This window comes from Chryseobacterium culicis, from assembly GCF_002979755.1.
Classification (GTDB): domain Bacteria; phylum Bacteroidota; class Bacteroidia; order Flavobacteriales; family Weeksellaceae; genus Chryseobacterium; species Chryseobacterium culicis_A.
This window is the reverse complement of sequence record NZ_PCPP01000002.1, coordinates 154,644-176,008: the sequence shown is the minus strand read 5'-3', so window position 1 is coordinate 176,008 and position 21,365 is coordinate 154,644. Positions and strand designations below refer to the sequence as shown.

The 21,365-nt window shown below is 35.8% G+C and carries 22 protein-coding genes; 8 read left to right on the top strand and 14 right to left on the bottom strand.

Annotated features, from left to right (window positions below; all coding sequences use genetic code 11):
* Positions 1 to 125 precede the first annotated feature (125 nt).
* Positions 126 to 2,660 (top strand): ATP-dependent Clp protease ATP-binding subunit, encoded by a 2,535-nt coding sequence (locus tag CQ022_RS13860; protein ID WP_079244026.1) that lies wholly within the window; start codon positions 126 to 128, stop codon positions 2,658 to 2,660.
* Between the two features lie 142 nt (positions 2,661 to 2,802).
* Here CQ022_RS13860 and CQ022_RS13855 read toward each other — a convergent pair whose 3' ends face one another.
* Entirely contained in the window at positions 2,803 to 3,330 is a 528-nt protein-coding gene (locus CQ022_RS13855; protein ID WP_105682951.1) for a hypothetical protein, read from the bottom strand.
* Positions 3,331 to 3,521: 191 nt separating this feature from the next.
* On the opposite strand from CQ022_RS13855, the gene mnmA reads away from it, so the two are divergent.
* Both mnmA and CQ022_RS13845 read left to right on the top strand, forming a co-directional pair.
* Entirely contained in the window at positions 3,522 to 4,709 is a 1,188-nt protein-coding gene (gene mnmA, locus CQ022_RS13850; protein ID WP_105682950.1) for a tRNA 2-thiouridine(34) synthase MnmA, read from the top strand.
* Positions 4,710 to 4,839: 130 nt separating this feature from the next.
* A complete protein-coding gene (locus CQ022_RS13845; RefSeq protein ID WP_105682949.1) occupies positions 4,840 to 5,046 on the top strand; it encodes a hypothetical protein in 207 nt (68 codons plus the stop codon).
* A 63-nt stretch (positions 5,047 to 5,109) separates the two neighbouring features.
* Here the strand turns inward: CQ022_RS13845 and CQ022_RS13840 are convergent, their stop codons facing one another.
* Together CQ022_RS13840 and CQ022_RS22775 are read right to left on the bottom strand one after the other, a co-directional pair.
* Entirely contained in the window at positions 5,110 to 5,460 is a 351-nt protein-coding gene (locus tag CQ022_RS13840; protein ID WP_105682948.1) for a hypothetical protein, read from the bottom strand.
* A 12-nt stretch (positions 5,461 to 5,472) separates the two neighbouring features.
* Positions 5,473 to 6,210, bottom strand: a complete 738-nt coding sequence (locus tag CQ022_RS22775; RefSeq protein WP_133165656.1) for a glycine-rich domain-containing protein — start codon at positions 6,208 to 6,210, stop codon at positions 5,473 to 5,475.
* A gap of 114 nt (positions 6,211 to 6,324) precedes the next feature.
* Between CQ022_RS22775 and CQ022_RS13825 the strand changes: the two genes are divergently transcribed.
* The 3 genes from CQ022_RS13825 (at position 6,325) to CQ022_RS13815 (ending at position 8,938) form a co-directional block, all read left to right on the top strand.
* Positions 6,325 to 7,221, top strand: a complete 897-nt coding sequence (locus tag CQ022_RS13825) for a hypothetical protein (protein WP_105682946.1) — start codon at positions 6,325 to 6,327, stop codon at positions 7,219 to 7,221.
* A gap of 122 nt (positions 7,222 to 7,343) precedes the next feature.
* Positions 7,344 to 7,541: a hypothetical protein gene (locus CQ022_RS13820; RefSeq protein WP_105682945.1), complete on the top strand. Its 198-nt coding sequence runs from the start codon at positions 7,344 to 7,346 to the stop codon at positions 7,539 to 7,541.
* A 170-nt stretch (positions 7,542 to 7,711) separates the two neighbouring features.
* Complete coding sequence (locus CQ022_RS13815; RefSeq protein WP_105682944.1) at positions 7,712 to 8,938, top strand: DUF6051 family protein; 1,227 nt, start codon at positions 7,712 to 7,714, stop codon at positions 8,936 to 8,938.
* Between the two features lie 92 nt (positions 8,939 to 9,030).
* On the opposite strand, the gene CQ022_RS13810 is transcribed toward CQ022_RS13815, so the two are convergent.
* The 10 genes from CQ022_RS13810 to CQ022_RS13765 all read right to left on the bottom strand — a co-directional run bounded on the left by CQ022_RS13810 (position 9,031) and on the right by CQ022_RS13765 (position 17,661).
* Positions 9,031 to 9,774 (bottom strand): LytR/AlgR family response regulator transcription factor, encoded by a 744-nt coding sequence (locus tag CQ022_RS13810; protein ID WP_105682943.1) that lies wholly within the window; start codon positions 9,772 to 9,774, stop codon positions 9,031 to 9,033.
* A gap of 60 nt (positions 9,775 to 9,834) precedes the next feature.
* Complete coding sequence (locus tag CQ022_RS13805; protein ID WP_105682942.1) at positions 9,835 to 10,110, bottom strand: 2TM domain-containing protein; 276 nt, start codon at positions 10,108 to 10,110, stop codon at positions 9,835 to 9,837.
* A gap of 29 nt (positions 10,111 to 10,139) precedes the next feature.
* Positions 10,140 to 10,436: a 2TM domain-containing protein gene (locus CQ022_RS13800; protein ID WP_105682941.1), complete on the bottom strand. Its 297-nt coding sequence runs from the start codon at positions 10,434 to 10,436 to the stop codon at positions 10,140 to 10,142.
* Between the two features lie 125 nt (positions 10,437 to 10,561).
* Entirely contained in the window at positions 10,562 to 11,131 is a 570-nt protein-coding gene (locus CQ022_RS13795) for a methyltransferase family protein (RefSeq protein ID WP_105682940.1), read from the bottom strand.
* Positions 11,132 to 11,210: 79 nt separating this feature from the next.
* On the bottom strand, positions 11,211 to 11,516 hold the full coding sequence (locus CQ022_RS13790) for a 2TM domain-containing protein (protein WP_105682939.1): 306 nt from the start codon (positions 11,514 to 11,516) through the stop codon (positions 11,211 to 11,213).
* Positions 11,517 to 11,520: 4 nt separating this feature from the next.
* Positions 11,521 to 12,834, bottom strand: a complete 1,314-nt coding sequence (locus CQ022_RS13785) for a 2TM domain-containing protein (RefSeq protein ID WP_105682938.1) — start codon at positions 12,832 to 12,834, stop codon at positions 11,521 to 11,523.
* Positions 12,835 to 12,972: 138 nt separating this feature from the next.
* The gene (locus CQ022_RS13780) at positions 12,973 to 13,632 is read right to left on the bottom strand and encodes a hypothetical protein (protein WP_105682937.1); all 660 of its coding nucleotides are present in this window, start codon (positions 13,630 to 13,632) and stop codon (positions 12,973 to 12,975) included.
* Between the two features lie 50 nt (positions 13,633 to 13,682).
* The gene (locus CQ022_RS13775; protein WP_105682936.1) at positions 13,683 to 15,929 is read right to left on the bottom strand and encodes a TonB-dependent receptor; all 2,247 of its coding nucleotides are present in this window, start codon (positions 15,927 to 15,929) and stop codon (positions 13,683 to 13,685) included.
* Between the two features lie 92 nt (positions 15,930 to 16,021).
* Positions 16,022 to 16,924 (bottom strand): GyrI-like domain-containing protein, encoded by a 903-nt coding sequence (locus tag CQ022_RS13770; RefSeq protein WP_105682935.1) that lies wholly within the window; start codon positions 16,922 to 16,924, stop codon positions 16,022 to 16,024.
* Between the two features lie 86 nt (positions 16,925 to 17,010).
* Positions 17,011 to 17,661, bottom strand: coding sequence for a 4'-phosphopantetheinyl transferase family protein (locus CQ022_RS13765; protein WP_105682934.1), 651 nt, complete (start codon positions 17,659 to 17,661; stop codon positions 17,011 to 17,013).
* Positions 17,662 to 17,903: 242 nt separating this feature from the next.
* Between CQ022_RS13765 and CQ022_RS13760 the strand changes: the two genes are divergently transcribed.
* Entirely contained in the window at positions 17,904 to 18,407 is a 504-nt protein-coding gene (locus tag CQ022_RS13760) for a superoxide dismutase family protein (RefSeq protein ID WP_062672846.1), read from the top strand.
* Positions 18,408 to 18,460: 53 nt separating this feature from the next.
* Here CQ022_RS13760 and CQ022_RS13755 read toward each other — a convergent pair whose 3' ends face one another.
* Entirely contained in the window at positions 18,461 to 20,590 is a 2,130-nt protein-coding gene (locus CQ022_RS13755; protein WP_105682933.1) for a carboxy terminal-processing peptidase, read from the bottom strand.
* Between the two features lie 344 nt (positions 20,591 to 20,934).
* Here CQ022_RS13755 and CQ022_RS13750 point away from each other — a divergent pair, with 344 nt between their 5' ends.
* Positions 20,935 to 21,105, top strand: a complete 171-nt coding sequence (locus tag CQ022_RS13750; RefSeq protein ID WP_047426491.1) for a lmo0937 family membrane protein — start codon at positions 20,935 to 20,937, stop codon at positions 21,103 to 21,105.
* The last annotated feature ends 260 nt before the right edge of the window (positions 21,106 to 21,365 follow it).

Sequence of the window (21,365 nt, the reverse complement as noted above, 5' to 3'; positions counted from 1 at the left end):
ATCATTTTCAATAAGATAATAAAATTTTTTACTGCCATAAAGTCATTAATTGATTTTTGGTAAAATATTTGTAATTTAGATAATGAATAAAAGGTAATGTTGCCTTTGTTCTAATGAGATATATTATGGATTATAAGTTTTCACAAGGTTTGAGCCAGGTGTTCAAACAAAGCAAAAGCGAAGCTAAACGGCTGAAAAGTGAATTTCTTAATACAGAACATCTACTTTTAGGTATTATAAAAACGGAAAACTCTGCAAAAGAAATCCTTCAAAACCTTAATGCGGATTTAACACAAATCAGAAGAAAAATTGAAACTCTAAATACAGCAAGTCTTAATCCTATTTCTGAGGAGGTTACCAATATTTCTTTCACTAAGATGGCAGATCATGCTATTAAACGTGCAGAGTTAGAATGCCGACAATATAAAAGCAATGAAATTAATACCGTTCACCTGCTTTTAGGTATTCTTTATAAATATGAGGATCCTACTTCAAATATTCTGGGAGCTTATGACATCGACTACGAAGGAGTTTCAAGAGAATACCAGACTATGCTTAAAAATTCAGGGCAGTCACCACAAATGAGTGCTTACGATGATGATGATGAGAGAGAAGAATTTGAGCAAATGAGAAAGCCTACAGGAAATCTAGGTTCTGCAAAAAGTAAAACGCCTACATTGGATAACTTTGGTAGAGACCTTACTTCTTTGGCTAGAGATGGAAAACTGGACCCAGTGATCGGGCGTGAAAAAGAAATTGAGAGAGTTTCTCAGATCTTATCACGTAGAAAGAAAAACAACCCTCTTCTTATCGGGGAGCCGGGAGTTGGTAAATCGGCTATCGCTGAAGGTTTAGCCCTAAGAATTCAACAGAAAAAAGTGTCGAGAGTTCTTTACGGAAAACGTGTGATCACTTTAGACCTGGCAAGTTTAGTTGCCGGAACTAAATACCGTGGTCAGTTTGAAGAAAGAATGAAGGCCATCATGACGGAACTGGAGAAAAACAGAGATGTCATCCTATTTATTGATGAGCTTCATACCATTGTAGGAGCTGGAAGTTCTACGGGAAGTTTAGATGCTTCCAATATGTTCAAGCCGGCTTTAGCAAGAGGTGAAATTCAATGCATCGGGGCAACAACTCTGGATGAGTACCGTCAGTATATTGAAAAAGATGGAGCTTTAGAAAGAAGATTCCAGAAAGTAATGGTGGAGCCTACTTCTATTGATGAGACTGTTCAGATTTTGAATCAGATCAAAGATAAATATGAAGAACATCACAATGTAATCTATACTCCTGAAGCTATTTTGGCCTGTGTCAATTTGACCTCAAGATATATTACAGACCGTTTCTTACCAGATAAAGCTATTGATGCCATGGATGAAGCAGGATCTCGTGTTTATATCAAGAATATGAAAGTTCCTACTGAAATCATTGATTTTGAAAAGAAAATCGAAGACATCAAAGAACTGAAACAGAAAGCGGTAAAAGCACAGGATTACCTTGAAGCAAGAAAGCTGAAAGATGAAGAGGAACGTCTTCAAATGGAACTGAATGCTGCTCAGGAAAAATGGGATAAGGATGTAAAAGAGAAAAAAGAAACCGTAACGGAAGAAAATGTAGCGGAAGTAGTTTCTATGATGAGCGGTGTTCCGGTAACGAAAGTTGGTAAGAACGAGCTTGACAAACTTGCCCAAATGGATGAGAAACTGAACGGAAAAGTGATTGGTCAGGAAGATGCTGTGAAAAAAGTCGTGAAAGCTATTCAAAGAAACAGAGCTGGTCTTAAAGATCCTAACCGCCCAATCGGTACCTTTATTTTCCTTGGAACAACCGGAGTTGGTAAAACAGAGCTGGCTAAAGTAATGGCAAGAGAACTATTTGAATCAGATGAATCTCTGATCAGAATAGACATGAGTGAATACATGGAGAAATTTGCTGTTTCAAGATTGGTAGGTGCGCCTCCGGGATACGTAGGATATGAAGAAGGTGGCCAGCTGACAGAAGCAGTAAGAAGAAAACCTTATGCTGTGGTTCTTTTGGATGAGATTGAAAAAGCTCACCCTGATGTATTCAATATTCTGTTACAGATTTTGGATGAAGGACACGTTACTGACAGTTTAGGAAGAAAAATTGACTTTAGAAATACCATCATTATTCTTACCTCAAACATCGGAACCAGAGATCTTAAAGACTTTGGAGACGGTGTAGGATTTGGAACTTCTGCGAAGAAAACAACTTCAGATTCAAGAGCAAGAAGTACCATTGAAAGTGCCCTTAAAAAAGCATTTGCTCCAGAATTCTTAAACAGAATTGATGATATTGTAATCTTCAACTCCCTTGTACAGGATGATATCAAGAAAATTATTGATATTGAACTGAACAAACTGTATGGCAGACTTGAAAAATTAGGATATAAAGTTGATCTTACTGAAGAAGCGAAAGACTTTATTTCTGAAAAAGGATGGGATAAAGATTTTGGGGCAAGACCATTGAAACGTGCCATCCAGAAATATATTGAAGACTTATTGGCAGAAATGCTGGTAAACAAGCAATTGAATGAAGGAGAAACCGTAGTTCTTGACCTTAATGAAGCAAAAGACGGATTGATCGGAAAAACGCAGAAAGCTAAGAAATCCGCTGAAAAGTCTTCTCAATCTTAATTAAATAAGAAATTAAATTTCAATAAAAAATCCCAGGGAAATTTCCCTGGGATTTTTGTTTTTATAAGTTTTGGCTAAAGCCGAATGAATTTTGTTTTCTAATTAAACGGGCTAAAGTCCGTTTATATTGATAAATCGAACATTAAAGTCCCACCACAAAACCGATATTCGGGATCAGGCCACTGGAAAACACACTGGAATTCTGCTTCCAAAGCACATTATACATCAGCCCCAGCTGCATAAAGGAGTTGTTCCCGATTCTCTGCATATATCCTCCTCCAACATACAATGCATTTTCTTCTGTATTGTATTTATAATCATAGTACTTATCCTTGTAGTCAACAAAATAATGTTGATAGTTGGCTCCCACATAAAATGATCTGGCAAAATAATAATTGACAAAAGGACCTACTCCGAACATCGTTGATTTATAATAATCAGAAGTCTGCCACGAAACACTTCCAACAACTCCACCTTCAAGATCATTGGTAAGTCTGTAACCTACTCTGGGTGAAGCCGATAAATTAAAAGCACTATTGCTTCCGAAACCTACTCCAATTCCTCCTCCGAAAGTCCATTTACTGTTTTCCTGTACCGGTGCACCTACTGAAACCTGGGAAAATACTGATCCTGAACCTATCAGCATCATAGAAATAATAAACTTTTTCATATCTAGATATTTTTTATTTTGATGATTTTTTATCTTTCCATCACCTGTTATCAGTGAAGTAAGATGGTGATCACGATTAATATCGTTTTTATCAATGTTTAAAATTATGGTTTTTTTACGACTTTATTAATCGTATTTTTGCCGCATCAAACTAAGAACTCCCGTTAAGAGTTTCGTAAAATTGAAATACAATGAAAATAGTAGTAGGCCTCTCCGGAGGTGTAGATTCTAGTGTTACAGCTTATTTGCTGCAGCAGCAAGGCCATGAAGTAGTGGCTTTATTCATGAGAAACTGGAACGATGCTTCCGTAACATTAGAAGATGAATGTCCCTGGATTGAGGACAGTAATGATGCCCTTATGGTAGCCCAAAAGCTTGGAATTCCTTTCCAGGTGATAGATATGAGTGAACTGTACAAGGAGCGTATCGTTGACTATATGTTTGCCGAATACGAAAAAGGCAGAACTCCCAACCCTGATGTATTGTGTAACAGAGAAGTAAAATTCGATGTGTTTATGAAAACGGCAATGTCTTTGGGTGCAGATAAGGTTGCAACAGGACATTATGCCAGGGTAAATTCCACTTTTGATGAGAATGGCAAAGAAATCTTCCATCTTCTGGCTGGAAAAGATAATAATAAAGACCAGTCTTATTTCCTGTGTCAACTAAGTCAGGACCAGCTTTCAAAAGCGTTATTTCCTATTGGAGAACTTACAAAGCCTCAGGTAAGAGAAATTGCAAAAGAAATCGGGCTGGTAACAGCAGATAAAAAAGATTCTCAGGGACTATGTTTTATCGGAAAAGTAAGCCTTCCACAATTTTTGCAACAGCAATTAAAACCCAACGAAGGTGAAATTGTAGAAATTTTCAAAGATTCACCTCTTTTTTCTGAAGAAAAACCTGAATTCTTGTCTAAAGAAGAAGAACTTGAGTTTTTATCAAGAAAAATCAATTATAAAAAACCTGACGGAAAAGTAATCGGGAAACATCAGGGAGCCCAGTTTTTCACCATCGGACAAAGCCGTGGCCTTGGAATAGGCGGACACAAAGAAAGCTGTTTTATTATCTCCAGAGAGATGGAAAACAATATCATTTTCGTGGGAGAAGGAAGTCACTTCCCTGGTCTCCACAAAAAAGCACTGAAAATAGATAATTCTGAGCTGCACTGGGTTCGTGAAGATATGAAGCTTCAGAATGGAGAATCTATGGAAGTAATGGCCAGATTCCGATACAGACAGGCTTTACAGAAAGCAACGCTGTATCAGTTTGAAAATGCATTGTATATTGAGTTTGATGAACTTCAGTCTGCAATTGCTGAAGGACAGTTTGCTTCATGGTATATTGATGAGGAGCTTATCGGAAGTGGTGTGATTGCGTAGGGGATCCGAGGTTTGTGTTTTGGGATTATAGAATTATCGATTTGAAGGTTCTGGATTTTTTTTTAAATTTTTCTGTAACGTTTTCTAAGTTGTCTTACTTACTGAGTAAATAACAATAAAAAATATTACTATGAAAACATCTACAAAAAACCAGTATGCTTACGTAAACAATATCCTGATCGCTATTGTATCTGCAGTTTTTGGCTATAATTTCTATCAGGCAATTGTACATCCGGAAAACTCAAATATTGCGATCAGTCTTATTTTAGTAGTCCTGACTTCCGTTATGGTTCGAAAATATGGCTATCAGCCCGTGGAAAAAAAGAAAGATATTTAATATCAACAATACATAATAAAGCCCGGAACATTTTTGTTTCGGGTTTCTTTTTATACAGAAGCATTACTTCATCTTTTTATTGACATGATTCAACATAAAAATCAATGTAACAATAATTTCTGCTATTAAAATCATAACTAAAAATCCAATGGGTTTTTCCAACATCACTCCTCTTATCAGTTTGATGATTCCCAATAGGAAAATCAGTCCCGCAAAATAAAGGGTCGTTCTTGAAATCATTTCATTCAAAGAACGTAAACAGAAAACCGAAGCATAGAACCCAATAACCAGGATTAAATAGAAATTCAGAAAGTCTGGTCCTTTAAGAATAACCGGATTAAATGTCTGATGTACTCCTACAAGCCATACAACACTTATTACAACCGGAACCGTATGAATAATGATCTTTTTCATAATGATTAGTTTTTATCCTCCGCAGCCACCACATCCTCCACAACCCCCGCAGCCTCCGCCACAACCGCCACCTCCGCTGCAGCTTGAGCCACCGCAACTTCCTCCGTCATTGTTTGGTTTATCTTTTCTGTTAGGATCAGAGACTTCATTATTTCCTATGACAGATACGATTGTTCCCAGAATGAAAATAATTCCAAATACAACTCCTGTAACAAGAAATCCGGTAAATCCTTCTCCTTCCGTACAGGAGAATAAAAGCAGTAGAATAAAGATCGGAGCAAAAAAAGCCATCTTTTTTATCCAGGACCGCAGTCTGGATTTTTCTTTCAGTTCTTTCCAGATTTCTTCAGGGGCTTCCTGTTTAAATACTTCCCGGTAGTTTACCAATGTATCCTGAAACCAGTTCTGATGTTTTTCTTTCTCCCTGTTTCCTCCTCTGGAAGGATGATGATGAAGGGATCTTTTTAGAATATGGGGACAAAATTCCTCCCAATAATTCTGGGTGTAAATCAGATGCATATGCCATACTTTATCTACTATCTTGCTGGGAGAAGCTCCATGGGGAAGAATACAACAGAGATAAACAAACTTTTTATATTCTTCAATCGCCTTATGGGCAAAATCAAGGCTCCAGCGTTCTTCTTTTGCCAGTTTTTTTGAGAAGGGAAAATCAACGCCTCGAGCGTCCAGAGAAAACTCCTGTATCCGGTTCCAAAGGATTTCGTCTTTTAATACCATTTTTGTTTCCATTGTTTTGTTTTTTGTTTTCTATTCAAATATCAATGGATTTTAAAATATAAAAGTCTCTTAAAAGTCTTTTTTGGCTTGATAAAAATCTTAAATTAGTCTTATAAAATATATACCATGAAAAAGGAAGATATACTTCATCTTGAGAAACTTATGAATTTCTTAAGCCGACAGTTTTTAAAGAAAAACCATTGGGAAGATGTTACCAAAACGGAATGGTCTTATATAAGCGCAGAACTTAATGAACTGATTACCAATGATTATTCGGAAAAGAGCATTCAAAAAAAGCCTGATCTTCTGGGTACTAATTATCTCTATGAGCATCTGATTATCAATAAACTGAAGAAATTCAGACAGAATGAAAATGCGGTTCTGAGCAGACCCAATCTTGCTAAGCTCAGTCTTATTGTAAGGGTTCTTGGCTATTCGAACTATATAGATTTTATTAATTCCAATACAGAATCCTTCAATTTTAATGATCTGAAGATTGATATGAATAATGTTAATCTGAATACCGCTCTTTTAGACCGTTTGGTAGGCTGTTGGTATTCTTATAACAGAAATCTACCTGATAATCCTTTAATGGCAAAAGAAGACCGTATATGGCGCTCTGCGATGGAAATTTATAAGTCTGAAACCACCGGAGAATATTTTATTGAAAGAAGCGGTGGGGATCATCATAAGTATTTCGGTAAGGTAACGGCCTATTCGGATTATGTATTTATCATCATGAACAGCAATACCTTTATCCGCCAAAGGCATTTCATTTCAAGAATAAAGGATATTAAAGAAAAGCTTAAGAATCCGGACTATAAACTCCACGAAATCCACTTTATAAGCACCTGTATCAGTTTTAATCAGGAGCCGATTGCTTTGTTTGAAATCTTCAGAAAAGCCGACAGAAAAAACTTTATTTCGGATTCCATCAGTTTCCCTATTGATAGTGATGAGATTCCCGAATCTATTATTAAACAACTTGAAGACACAGAATCTAACAGAATTGATTACAGATAGTTACCCATTAAAAATTAATTGGGTTAATAGATCGAAAGAAAAAGATTATTTTTTTGAAAAAGCGTTGTAACGTTTTAAAAGTAGTCATACTTACTGGATAAATAACAATAAAAAATATCCTTATGAAAACAACAATTAAAAACCCATCTTCTTCTGCCAATAATGCCCTTATTTTCTTCGTATCAATGCTTGTAGGATATAACCTCTATCAGGAAATTTTTCATCCGGAAAAAGCAGATCTTATATTATGTATCCTTATGATAGCCCTCACCGCTGCTACCATAAAGCAATATGGAAATAAAGCCATGGGAAAAGAATAAGAGTAAACATCCTTATCAATCTATATATTACAATCCCGGAGCTGATTTGTTTCGGGTTTTATTTTATTTCTCCTATGCCCAGAATACATTTAACCACTAAAAACCAACAGATTACTGCAATAATTCTCTAACTTGATAGTTCTAATTACGAACCCCTCAATCGTCCCGCTATGGAATATTATGAATTGTATGAAGTTTTGAAGAGTCATTTTGATTCCGGAAAAGACATGATTGAACTCAAGGAACTGAATGTAACGATGGAATCAATTCATTTTGAATCTAAAGTTTCTGATCTGCTTTATGGCTCAGAAAACCAGCATTGCAGCAAACATCAACAGAAACTCAGTATTAATGAAAAAAACTACCTCTTATACGGCCATCCTGCTGTAGATATCAAGGATTTTGAGATTGAATGTAATAAAAAATTTGAGTATCATATTCTGAAAAGAGCCGACATTGAAATAACCGCCGGATGCATTTTTTTCTTCCATGGCCTGAACGAAAAGAAATGGGATAAATATCTGCCATGGGCTTATGAGCTTGCCCAAAGAACACAGAAAGCCATTATCCTGTTCCCGATTGCTTTTCATATGGATCGCGCAGAAGCGATCTGGAGTGAACGCCATCACATGATGGAAGTCGTTAATTTCAGGAAGAAAAAGTATCCTGAAAACATGAATTACTCTTATGTAAATGCAGCCATAAGTTCCCGGCTGGAAGCTCACCCTCAAAGAATTTTCTGGTCGGGACTTCAGACATATTCTGATATTACAGAGGTGGTAAAAGACATTAAAAGCGGTAAGATTAATAGCATTTCCCGAGAAGCAGATCTGGATTTATTCGGGTATTCTATAGGATCTTTTCTTTCGATGATTATCAAGATGGCAGATCCCCATCGCTATTTTACCCAATCTAAAGTTTTCTGTTTCTGTGGAGGAATGACCATCGACAGGATGTTTCCGATATCCAAATACATTATGGACACTCAGGCAACGGTTAAAATGCAATCGGTTTTCACAGAACTCCTGAGTTCGGATTTTAAGTCAGATTCCCGTCTGAAACATTATCAGACTGAAGCTTTACATCCACAGGAAAGCTGGTTCAAAAAAATGCTCCGTTACAATTATTTTCAAAAGGAAAGAGAGGAAAGAATTCAGGAAATTCAATCTCAGATCAAAGCATATGTATTGGAGAAAGACAGTGTTGCTCCGCCCATAGAAGCGTTAAATACGCTGCAGGGAGGTTACAGGAATATTAATGTTGATATTGAAATCCAGGATTTTCCGTTTGAATATTCCCATATGGTTCCTTTTCCTCTTGCCCATAAGCATAAAAAAGAGGTTACAGAAGCCTTTCATCAGTTTGTAAAATCTGCCAGCGATTTTTATAATAATTAGTTATTCCCTTCATTTTCAGGGATAAAAGATAGAAAGGAATAGTTTAAAGAATAATAATATAAGCTCCATGGTGTTTGTTTTTAAGTTAATCTTTAACTGACCAACCAGTCTTTAAAATCTTTCACACGGTCTCTGCTTACTGTAATTTCCTCTTCAGGCTGAAACTCCAGATCCACTTTATAGTAAGGTGAAGTATGAATGTTTTTGATATAATCTGAACTGATAATAAACTGTCGGTTCACACGGAAAAACTTCTTCTCATCCAGAACATCTTCCAGCTCATCAAGCGTAAAATCTGAGGGATAAGTACGATCCTCCGTCTGAAGATAAACGATTTTATTTTCACTGAAAAAACAGCTTATTTCATGAGTTTGTATAATTTTGAGGTTATATCCAATTTTAACCAAAACTCTCGATAGTGTAGATTTTTCTTTTCTGATCAGCTGCTTAATATCCTGAGAGCCATTGGTATCGTTAGCAGGAATGAACGACTTAAACTTTTCCACTGCACCTTCCAGATCTTCATCAAGAATAGGTTTTAAAAGATAATCAATACTGTTCAGCTTGAAGGCTTTCAGTGTGTACTGGTCAAAGGCTGTCGTATAAATAATGAAACCTTTGGTAGGTGCTTTTTCGAAGATATCAAAGGACAATCCGTCCCCTAAAACAATATCTGAAAAAATCAGCTGCGGATGCTCGTTTTCAGAAAACCAGGCCACTCCTTCTTCCACTGATTCTATTTTAGCAACTACTTCAATTTCAGGAAAAATACTCAGCATTCTCTCTAATTTCCTTGAAGCAGGTTTTTCATCTTCTATAATGACAGTTTTGATCATTGAGTTTTAATTTTGGTTTTCAGATTTTGGGAAATAAAGTTAGATAAAAGCAGACAGATTTTAATAGTTTATTGGCTTTTTCTCTTTTTTAAGCTCTTTTTCAATCATGTCTTTTTCCCATTCGGAATCAAAAAGAAACAGTTTTACCGCTTTTACAAGGATAATAAATCCCCAGATTGCAAGAATGGTATATCTGTCAAACAAATGAAATCTGATCATCTTTTCGCCAAAAATATCATCAGGAATGATAAGAACAGCAAATAGGGCAAATATAAAAATGCTTTTATAGAATTTTCTGATATTGTGGGTTCTGGTGTGGGCAGTTTCGTAATCCATGATGGTATAAGTTTTTTAGTTATTATTGTTTATAGTGTTTTTATTTTCTGCTTTTGATCCTTCTCCATCAGTTCTTTTATTTTTCGTTCTTCCCAGCTTTTACCAATTCCAAATACACTGATGGCATGAAATGCAATTCCTACTCCCCATCCCAGTGCAGGCCATAGAAACCATAAATATCCGGGTGCCGTTACAAGATTCAGTATGGCTAAAAAGGGAATAACAATACCATAAGAAGTAAGGTTTCCATAAAATTCTTTTAAGTCTTTTACTCTTCTTGATGCTTTTCTGTAAGCAATTGTTTCTTTGTCAGGTAAAATTTCCATAATGTTTGGTTTTAAAAGGTTGATTTTGTTTTTTCTTGATTCAAAGGTAGGTCAGGAAAAGGTCTCCAATCAATTTTATATTACCGAATGGTAGAATATGTTCTCCGAATGGTAAAATCCTGCCATTAATAGATAAACGGAATGAGTTTCTTAGTACTTTTTCGGTATTCTATGTATTCATCCCCGAACTGTTCTACGAGAGTCTGTTCTTCAATCTTTATCCTGTAAGCAAAGGCTAAAAAGGGAGGAACAAAAGCAAAAATCAATGAAAGCCAGTTATTTAAATACAGGCCAAGCCCAAGCGAGGTCAGCAGAGAAAAAGCATAGGAAGGATGTCTCAGGTATTTATAAAACCCTTCTTTTTTAATTTTATGATCCTGTCTTATGGTAACATCTACCGTAAAATATTTCCCCAATGATCTGATAATGATATATCTGACAAGAATCCCGATAAGAATGAGAAATTCGCCAACATACAGAATCCAGCTGCTTCCAACCATCGGAAAATGGGTGTTATAAGATATCATAATTGAGGTTACAATGGAAAAAGGAATAGCCAGCCATAGGATATTAAGAGTAGATTTATCTTTGTTCTTTTGATCTTCTTTGCCGGATTTGAGCATGTTTTTATAAAGGAATTCAGTGAGAAACCATGCAGCCATTAAAATATAGAAAAAAATTGATAAGATATTCATTTTTAGTAAGTTTTGTAAGGTTAAGCTTTTAGGCCAAAAGGCAAAGGATTATTTCTTGACGATTTTATTATTTTCCATTCTAATGATCTTTCTGTTTATCCATCAGTTCCTTAATCTTTTTGTCTTCCCATTTCCTGATAAAATTAACACGAGGAAGAAAAACGGTAACAGCATGCGCTGCAAGCCCTATTCCCCAGAAAGTAGCGGTAAAAAAGTTTTTAAACTGAAAATAACTTTCACCGGGTTTCAGATTCATACAATTGTACACAACAATCATTGCATTCACGGCAATATAAGCGAATAAATGCCCATAAAATCCTCTTAACCTTTCTACCTGTCTTCTGGCACGCTGGTATTCAATATCGTTTTCATCAAATGTTCCCATCTTTCTATTTTTTTTGTTTGTTCATAATTTCACGAATCTTTTTTTCCTGCCATGATTCTCCTACTCCAAACACCTGGAATGCGTGAGAAGCAACCCCTATTCCCCATCCCAGTACAGGAAACCAGAACCAATGATTTTTGCTGCTTGTAAAAAGATTAATAAAGATTAAAAACGAGCATACGGTGCAGTAAGAAATCAGATTCATATAAAAACTTTTAATCTCTTTCACTCTTTTTTGTGCCCGTTTGTAAGCAGCAGAATCATCTTCGGCTTTTGATGTGGAAACTTGTGGCTTAGCAATCAGCATTGGAAGTTTTACTTTAAAATGATCTTCAGATTTTTCTATGAAAACATTTCTCTCCGTAAGTAAGGAATAGCGCTGTACAATATTGGCAAGACCAATTCCTGAGCTCTCTTTGATCTGTTCTCTTATCTGCAGATTATTTTCAATACAAAGGGTCTTTCCGTCTGAAAAAATTCTGATGGTCAAAGGTTTTGATGATGTGGCAAAATTGTGCTTGATACAGTTTTCCAACAGTAACTGTAGCGCCAATGGAACTACATATTTCTGATAGTCTTCTTTGGGAACATCAAAAGTGAAATCTACACTGTCTTCAAACCTTGTTTTTAAAAGTTCACAATAGGTTTTGGCAAATTCTATTTCATCTTCTACTGTTACCAGCTCTTTATCTTTCTGTTCAAGTACATACCGGTAAATCTTTGACATAGAAGCAGTAAACTTTTGTGCCTGTCTTGGGTTTTCGTCAATCAGGGAGCTTAAAACATTCAAGGAATTAAAAAGAAAATGGGGATCCAGCTGGTTCTTTAAACTTTCAAACTGGGCATTTGCAGATTTGGCGATAAGCTTCTGTTCCACCACTTCTTTTCTGGAAGTCTTTTTCAGCTCTTCCATAAAACTTCTGGCATGAAGGAAAGCTGATATCAACAACGCAATATTGATGGTAAACCAATTAAGGAAATTATATTTTCCCAGGAAAAACTCTTCTGTAGTAGCCGTTTTTTGAATAAGTACAAAATTGACATAATTACAAAAATAGACCAGCACAAAATTGGCAACAATAATTGAAATAATACTGATAACCGCTCTTTTGGTTGTAGCCTCCGACCATGGGATTTTTTTATTCAGAAAGCTGTTCAGCATTCCGTTTCCTCCTCCCAATACAAAAGAATAAATAAAAGAGATAAGCAGGGTATATAAAAAGTTTTCAAGATTCTTTTCTTCTGTAAAGACAAAAAAGAAAAACATGGAGACTGCAAGTGATACCCAGAATAGTATGATAAAGTTTTTCCGTTTCATGATCTGTTTTCTTGACTTAAAATTAGTTTTTATTAAAGGTATCAAAAATTAATTGTTACCGAAGGGCTGATTTTCCTTTCCGAATGGTATAAAAAAACCTTCACGAATGAAGGTTAATGGATATAAATACAGTGAAAACTATTTTGCTTTTTCAACAGGTAAGCTTAAGAAATAATCTGCTTCTCCTTTTCCCCAGCTCGGATCTAAAGCCGTCTTTGGTTTGTATGCTTTAAATTTTGCCTGAGCATCTTTAAACATTTCCAATCCTTTGGTTTTGCTTCCTCCGTACTGTTCCGGTGTAAAATAGACATCTTCTGCCTTGATAAGAGCAATTCTCGGATTTGAAGGATCTAATTTCTCTGCAATGCTCATTTCCTCAGCAGCTCTGGCTCCATCGGTCATATAACGTTGTGCAGGATTCACCATCATTCTCAGGGAATAAGACATTTTTCTCAGTAAGTGTATTTCTGCATTATCAGTTCCGGCAAGATTCTGAGCCATAGAAAGGTGTTTTTCAGCCTGATCTGCGATACCATCCAATTCCTGCATTTTACCATCTCTCATCTGTGTTCTTCCTTTTTGGATATAAGAAAATGCGGCATAGTATGCCGGAAGCCATTTTGTGCTCTCTTTGCTTCCTATTCTCTGGAAATCATTGGCCAGGGTCTGGAAATCTTCAGAGGTTTTACAGGTCTCTATTCTTGCAATTTTTTCAGACATTATTTTGTCATAATCTGCCTGTGCAAAAGCTGTTAAGCTCACAAAAGCTAAAGCAAAACTTAAAAGGTATTTTTTCATGATATCAAATTTTAAAAGTGAGTTATGTTTGTGTGTCCTAAGATATGTTTTTATAAATTATTATTGATGGCATCATCTGTTTTGTCTACTCCAAAACTTATAAATGCTCCGATGAATACAAAAGTGTTGACTGGCGGAACGATAGCTGAGCTTCTGGATCCATTAGCAGAGAAATTGTAACCATATACATTTTTTGATCCTAAAATATTACTGATACTCAATACAAATACCGGAAATGCTTTTGCATCTTTTTTACCGATATTGGGAAGATAATTAATACTGAAATTCAAAGCATTGTAATCTTTTAATCTTCCTTCTGTTCGGGTATAATTAACGGTCTGTCCGTTTTCAAATTTGGAAGCGATATCGTAGTAAGGACGTCCTTTTGCATATGTATAAGATAAATTCACTCCCAGTTTCCATTCCGGAATAAATCTTTTAGCCACTGCCGAAAGGGTATGTTCAGCGGCAAAACTTGGCTGCAGGCTTACCGGATAATTAAGAAAATCTCTTTTTGAATCCAGGTATGAGTAACTGATCCAGTAATCAATATTTTCAAATGTTTTTTTATTATCTCTCCAGAAGAATTCCACTCCTTTTGCATATCCATATCCACTGTTGTTTAAAGCAGACTGAGTTTGCTGATTTTGCTCCTTATCCTGGTTAATATTAAATGTTTTGATCAACTGATCATATTTTTTGTAAAACGCTTCAAAACGTAGAGTTCTACCCTCTGAAGCTCTCTGAACCTGAAAAATATAATGTTGAGATTGCTGAAAGCCAAGATTTGCCGGACCATTTATGTACTTGCTTTCCGGGTTTTGGTAGAAAAGTCCGTACGCTAATGAGGTTGTCCAATCTTTTGCAAGGCGGTATGCGATCGCAAAACGAGGAGCAATATTGTTCTTTCCTAAAAATGAGGAATGCTCTGCTCTTACTCCTATCTTCGCTGACAATGCATTACTGAAACCAAGATCCGTTTCCACGAAGGCCGCAGAGATTAAATCTGTATAATGTTTCTGTACGGTTTCAAAATTCAGATTTTCATCGGTATTATTCAATTCAAATCCTCCTCTCACGGCACTGATTCTGTTGATTTTTCTTTCCAGAACAGCTTTGAAATTCAGATAATTTCCGTCAGTCAGAAGCTGGCTTCTGTTCGCTTCAATATCATTCGTTTCTGTAGAAAAATGAAGGTCAGATTTATTGTATGAATAAGAACCACCCACATTCAGAAGGTATTTTCCAAATTTCTGTTTAAATGACAGATTATGAAAAGTATTTTTCCCGTTCAGTTTTACCAGACTGAAATCGGATCCGGGCTCGAGGCTTTCTGACCTTACCCCCATTTTATTGGAATTAAACATTCCATAGTATTTAAAGAAACCTCCTGACTTTGTTTTAAACCTGAAATTCACATCTCCGTTAAGTCCTTGTGGTGCTTCAAAAAAATCTGTATTAAAATTAAATACCTTTTGCATCAGGCTTAAAAGAGAATATCCTGCCGTAGCCCCGTAGGAATAGTTTTTATTATTTCCCAGCTTTTGAAATCCGGCATTCAGGAAAATAGGTGAAACACCTAAACTGTAAGAACTCTCATCCGGAAGGTCAACACTTTCCAACATCAATGCTCCTGAAAGAGCCTGCCCATACAGTGCAGAATACCCACCACTTGAAAATATATTTCCTTTAAAAAGAGAAGTATTGAACTGATCTCTACCCGCGATCCCCGGAACAGAGTTCGAAAAATAATTGTTGATAAGACTACCTTCCATAAAAATTTTAGATTCCGTTCCTGTACCTCCACGGATAAACAGACCTTCCGTCCCTCCTACTTTCTGCACTCCCGGAAGATAGGTCAATGCTGAAGAAATCTGTCCGTCTGCTCCTGCCGTTGTATAAATATCAATGGGTGTAAGCAGCGCTGTTGCTCTTTTCTTATCGCTGGCTTCAATAGATCCGGCAGAAACCACTACTGCATCAATCTCACTGATCTGCTCTTTAAGATCAATATTCAACGAAACATCTTGGTTTTCAATAGAAATATCTCTTTCTACATTTTCATATTTCGGATGGGCAAACGTTATTTTGTGAGGTCCTTTTTCCGAAGTTTCAAAGGTAAAATTACCCTGAGCATCTGTGGTAGCACCGTCATAAGTATCTTTTAAAGTCACGTTTACTTCACTTACTCCTTTATTTTTGAAGGATACTTTTCCTGATATTTTCACCTGGGAATATCCCATAATGGAGGTGAGGAGGAGAATCAGAAACAGGATGTTTTGTCCTTGTGTTTTCATTTTTATTGTTTTCTGGATCAAAAATAGGATAAGAAATGCCCTTCTGTAAAAAAATTATTACTGAAAGGCATTCTTTTGCTTCCGAATGGTAATTAATGAACCGGGATGCAAAAATCCACGATCATCTTTCCTTCCGGATGTTCTTTAAAATTGGTGTGATAGATCTCATAGGGAAAGGTTCTTCGTGTAGAATAATTGTTCTCATTCATCCACAAAAACATAGAAACCCAGCATTGTTCAAAGTCATCCAAAGTAACTTCACCGCTTCCCACAATGTATTTTCCGCCATCTATCGTTTCGGGAAATACTTCGCCCTCCTGTTTTGAGAGTCTTTCATCCAAAAGCATACAGGCATGGATTCTGACTTTATCAAGAGGTGTTATTTTGCAGCTGTCATGATACACAGAAATCATTTTCACATTCTCCCGCGGAAAAAGGCTTTTCTTTTTTGCCCAGTCTATTAAGAGGTTGAAAGAAGGTTCTACATTGGCAATTCCAAGGCTCATCACGGATGCCAGATTCATTTCCGGCATTTCTTTTACTTCGATTTTTAAATTCATTTTAGTCCAGTTTAACAGGTTTTCAATGTTGCAAATGTATTGGCTGAAAACCGTATCCACTTGTCCGTTCTTGCTTTGTATTTGTAAAATCTTGTGAAACTTCTCCGGAGCTGATCTGCGAAATTCTGTGGGAGCCAGACCGTAATATTTTTTAAATGTCTTGCAAAAAACTGAATGATTAGAGAAACCCAGATCCCAATAGATATCTTTGATTTCCATATTTTTATGAACCGCCAGATGAAGGGCACTTTTTTCTATTTTCTTCCTGATAATGTAGCTCTGAAGGGTTTCCCCTGTAACCAGTTTAAATATCCTATGAAAATGAAACGGTGAATAGGCACTTACCTCTGAAACTTTTTCCAGAGACAGATCTGCATCAATATGGCTGTCAATATATTGAATTGTTTTTACAATCCGTATTTTATATTCTTCCACTTCAAAGTTGTTATTTCACAAAGATATTTTTCCATAGCGGAATTATGTTGTCTTTTATTGCTATTATCAGAACCCTGTTTCATTTTTTATAGTAAAATATCTTCTTCAATGTATTTAATAATTGGCATCACCTCTTTAATTTTCTGATCTGAGGAGGCAATACAGCTATGATACTCTTTATGAATGAAAATCTCTTTGGTAAAGAACTTTTCACCTACAATATGGCATTCATTATTTATTATTTCAAAAGAATCCAGAGGAAGAATCATTCCGGCTCCGTGGGCCTTTATTACGGCTTCTTTTCGCGTCCAATACATGAAAAATTGTTTCATCTTATCCTCAGAATTTTGGATTTCCTGAAGCTCTTTGTCGGTCATTTGAAATATAAAATCCTGATAGCTAATTTTCTGATCATTAAATTCAACATCTATTCCCAAGGAATATTCTGCAATAGCGCAGGTAACAAGATTTTTGGAATGGGATATATTAAAATGAAGATCATTTCCTTTTAAATAAGGTTTTTTATTCGTGAGAACATCTGTTTCAATATCAGAAATGTTATAATAAGTCTTTAATCCATATTCTAAAAGGACTTTTCCCAGTAAGGAAAGCTGAGCATCCTGCCATCTCCTGTATCTCAGAATATTCTGTTTACTTTCCTGAGAAAAAACAGGCAGATACCTGTCAAGAAGAGGCTGGTGATTTGCTTCACTAATGAATGTATACAGAATAATCATGCTCTATTTTTTCTTACCGCAGATACTGGATTAATAAGTTACTTTCTAAAGACTAAAAATAAGCTTTTTTTCGCCTCTTTTTAAAGAAGTTACCCTTCAGACAACCTTTCAGAATTTAAGGTTAAAACAAGCCGGATTGCAGTATCATTCAAACTAAGTTTTTCAAAAAAGAGTGAGATCATAAAGCCCTTTGGAAAATCTTTTTTAAATTTATCGTAAAATCACTATAAATCATTTAACAAATGAAAGTACAAACATTAGCATTATTGGCGGGATTTGCAGTTTTTGCCGTTTCGTGCGGAACAACAAAAACATACTCGGTAAATGCCAAAAGCGGAACACAGACAGGAGGAACAGCGAAGTTTACTCAAAATGGAAATGAAGTAACAATGAAGCTGGACATCACCAACCTTACTCCTGGAATCCATGCAGTACACATTCATGAAAAAGGAGACTGCTCTGCTGCAGACGGAACGTCTACCGGTGGCCACTGGAATCCTTCCAAGAATGATCATGGTAAATGGGGAGCTGAACACTTCCATATGGGAGATATAGGAAACCTGGTTGCTGATCAGAACGGAACTGCAACATTGACTTTCAAAACAGACAAATGGTGTCTGGGCTGTACAGATGAATCTAAAAACATCATCGGAAAAGGTCTTATTGTACACGCAGCAGCGGATGATTTCCATACTCAGCCTACCGGAAATGCCGGAGGAAGAGTGGGATGTGTAGAAATTAAGTAATCTACTGTACTCAATAAAAAAACCGCTAATTTTCATTAGCGGTTTTTTTATGTTTAGGATTTAGCTCCCATATCTGATACAATATTCATTGCTTCCTGCAGGTAAAGATCTTTTTTCAGATTCTTGATCCACATTTCAGATTTTTTCTTGAAAGCTTCATCTTTTTTCTCTCTTTCAATTTCACTTGGATACATCATGAACTGAAGTCCGTTTTCAAATTTTGTCAAAGCTTTGAACTTTTCAATCTGAGACTTTCTGTTCTTCATCAGCTCGTTGAACTTGGTGATATTCAAAGTGATATTTTCTTCTTTATCCAGTTTTTCTCTCCATTGAGCAGATTCTAATAACAACTGATAATTGCTGTTTTTAGCCATTCTGTCTGCACTTGCTTTTTCCAGCGCCTGAATATTGAAATAGTTCAGTTTCTCGAATTTTGTAGGTGGAATTTTATCCCATGCCAGCGCATAATCATCATATCGCTCTCCTACTTCTGCATAGGTAAAGAAGTCTTTCATCTGAATATCAGAAACAATTCCTTTTCTCTGTGTAGATTCTCCTGTAATTCTGTAGAATTTCTGAATCGTCAGCTTTAAAGATCCAAAATCATCTTCGGTATTCAGGAATCTGTTCAGATCAACAAAAGTCTGAACGGTACCTTTTCCGAAAGACTGCGGAGATCCTATGATCATTGCTCTTCCGTTATCCTGCATTACTCCTGCAAGGATTTCTGAAGCTGAAGCGGAAAGTTCATTTTGCATGATTACAAGCGGACCTGTCCAGATCGGAGTTTCATTTTTATTCTTAAGAGTCTGTATTTTCCCGTTTCCATCCTTCACCTGTACGTAAGGACCAGCTTCCATGAAAAGCCCCATAATATCCCCTACTTCAGTTAAAGAACCTCCACCATTATTTCTAAGGTCAAGAATGATTCCCTGAATGTTCTGTTCTTTAAGTTTAATGATTTCATTTTTGATGTCATCAGAAGCGTTTCTTCCTTTGGCATTTTCAAAATCAGCATTAAAACTTGGAAGGTTGATAAAACCATATTTTTTTCCATTTGGAGTATTCACTACGATACTTCTTGCGAAAGTATCTTCAATAGCTACTTCCTCACGGATCATGGTTACATCTTTAATCGTTCCGTCTTTCTTCTGAACCGTTAATGTTACGGGTGTTCCTTTCTCTCCTCTGATCAGTCTTACGGCTTCATCAGAAAGCATTCCTACAACATTTACAGCATCTTCTTTCGGTTTAGATTTTACTTTCAGGATTTTATCACCCTCAGAAAGCTGTTTAGATTTCCATGCCGGTGCTCCAATGGTAAGGGCTCCTAAATACAGGTTTCCTTTTTTCTCCTGAATCAGGGCTCCGATACCAATTACTTTTCCGGTAAACTGAGTATCAAAATCTTCTTTATCTTTTGGAGAATAATAGTTAGTGTGCGGATCGAATACCTCAGTATAAGCATTCATATACACCGTAAACCAATCCATTTTCTTTCTCTTTTTAAATCTTGTAAAGGTGTCTTTTACAAGGTCTTTTACTTCATCAGTCGCTTTTTTGATTTTTTCATCCTGAGTAAGAACTTTAAACTTGATAGTATCTTTCAGCTTGTACTTTTGAACAGAGTCTTTCTTTTCTTTCTGAGCTTCTTCTTTACTGTTCATCGACTCAACTTCCTGAAGGATGTTGTATTTGATGAATTTTTTCCACTCATTATACTGTTCCTGCTTATTGGCAGGTACTTTTTTTAGTTTTGGCTCAAGGGTAAGCGTTTCATCTTCCTGAAGATTAATAGGCTTACTGAAGATATCCTGTGTGATTTTATCAATCTCATCCACTCTTTGGTAGAGTCTGTCAATCGTAAGTTTGTAGAATGTCAGATCACCTTGCCCGATATAGTCATCAAGCTTTGTTTCATGCTTGCTGAATTCATCCATATCAGATTGCAGAAAATATCTTTTTGCTGGATCTACCAATTCGAAATAATGCTTATAAACGTCCTTCGAATAGGCATCATTGATAGACTTTGGACTATAATGCAGATAAGAAAGTGTGTTTTTTACGCTCACCATTATCGTCTGCATCTTTTCATCGTCATTCTTTGGCGAGTTGAAACAAAACATTAGACTGGTTAATGGAATAAGGAGTAAAAATTTATTCAGTTTGAAATTTTTCCACATAAACTGTCTTTATTTATTAATTTTTTTAAAATAAGTATAATAATTAGTAGCAGTAAGTTTGGTACTGTTACAAATGATCAAATTTAATACCTTATTTACAAATATCGTCAGTTTTGATCATTTTTATTTAAAGAGATTTGCAAATAATCAAAACAGTGTTAGCCATTTCCTATTATCAGGCTGTTTCATTCCCAAACGAAATAAAACATGTCTTTTTTTACAGGGTATTCCAAAATTTATTTTTTTTATCAAAAACAAAAAACAGATACCACAAAAATCAAATTTCAGCCATAAAGGCATAAAATATGCAGAGAATTAACCATACAAATTCAAAATATTAAGTCATGAAAAGTTTACTATGGTTAGTCGCAGTCATCTGCATCGTTGTTTGGCTACTGGGAATGTTAGGAATAGTTCCTGGAATGAGCACAGGTTATTTAATTCACGTTTTATTGGTTATTGCCATTATCGTTATTCTTTATAATATCATTTCTGGTAGAAAACCTCTCGACTAGTTTATTATTTTGTAAAACCACTTCAATTAAAACTGAAATGAAATTCATATTAAATTTACTTCATTTCAGTTTTATTTTTTGCGCTTTGTCCTTTTCCTTCTATGCTTAATTCTCTATTCTATAAGCCATAGTATGAGAATCTTACTTCTCTTTTTACAACAGCCAATCCCAATCTGGTATTTTATTGCGTCTGATTTTTACCTACATTTGATGTGTTGAAAATCTATCTGTTCAATTCTGAAAATGAACAGATTCACTCT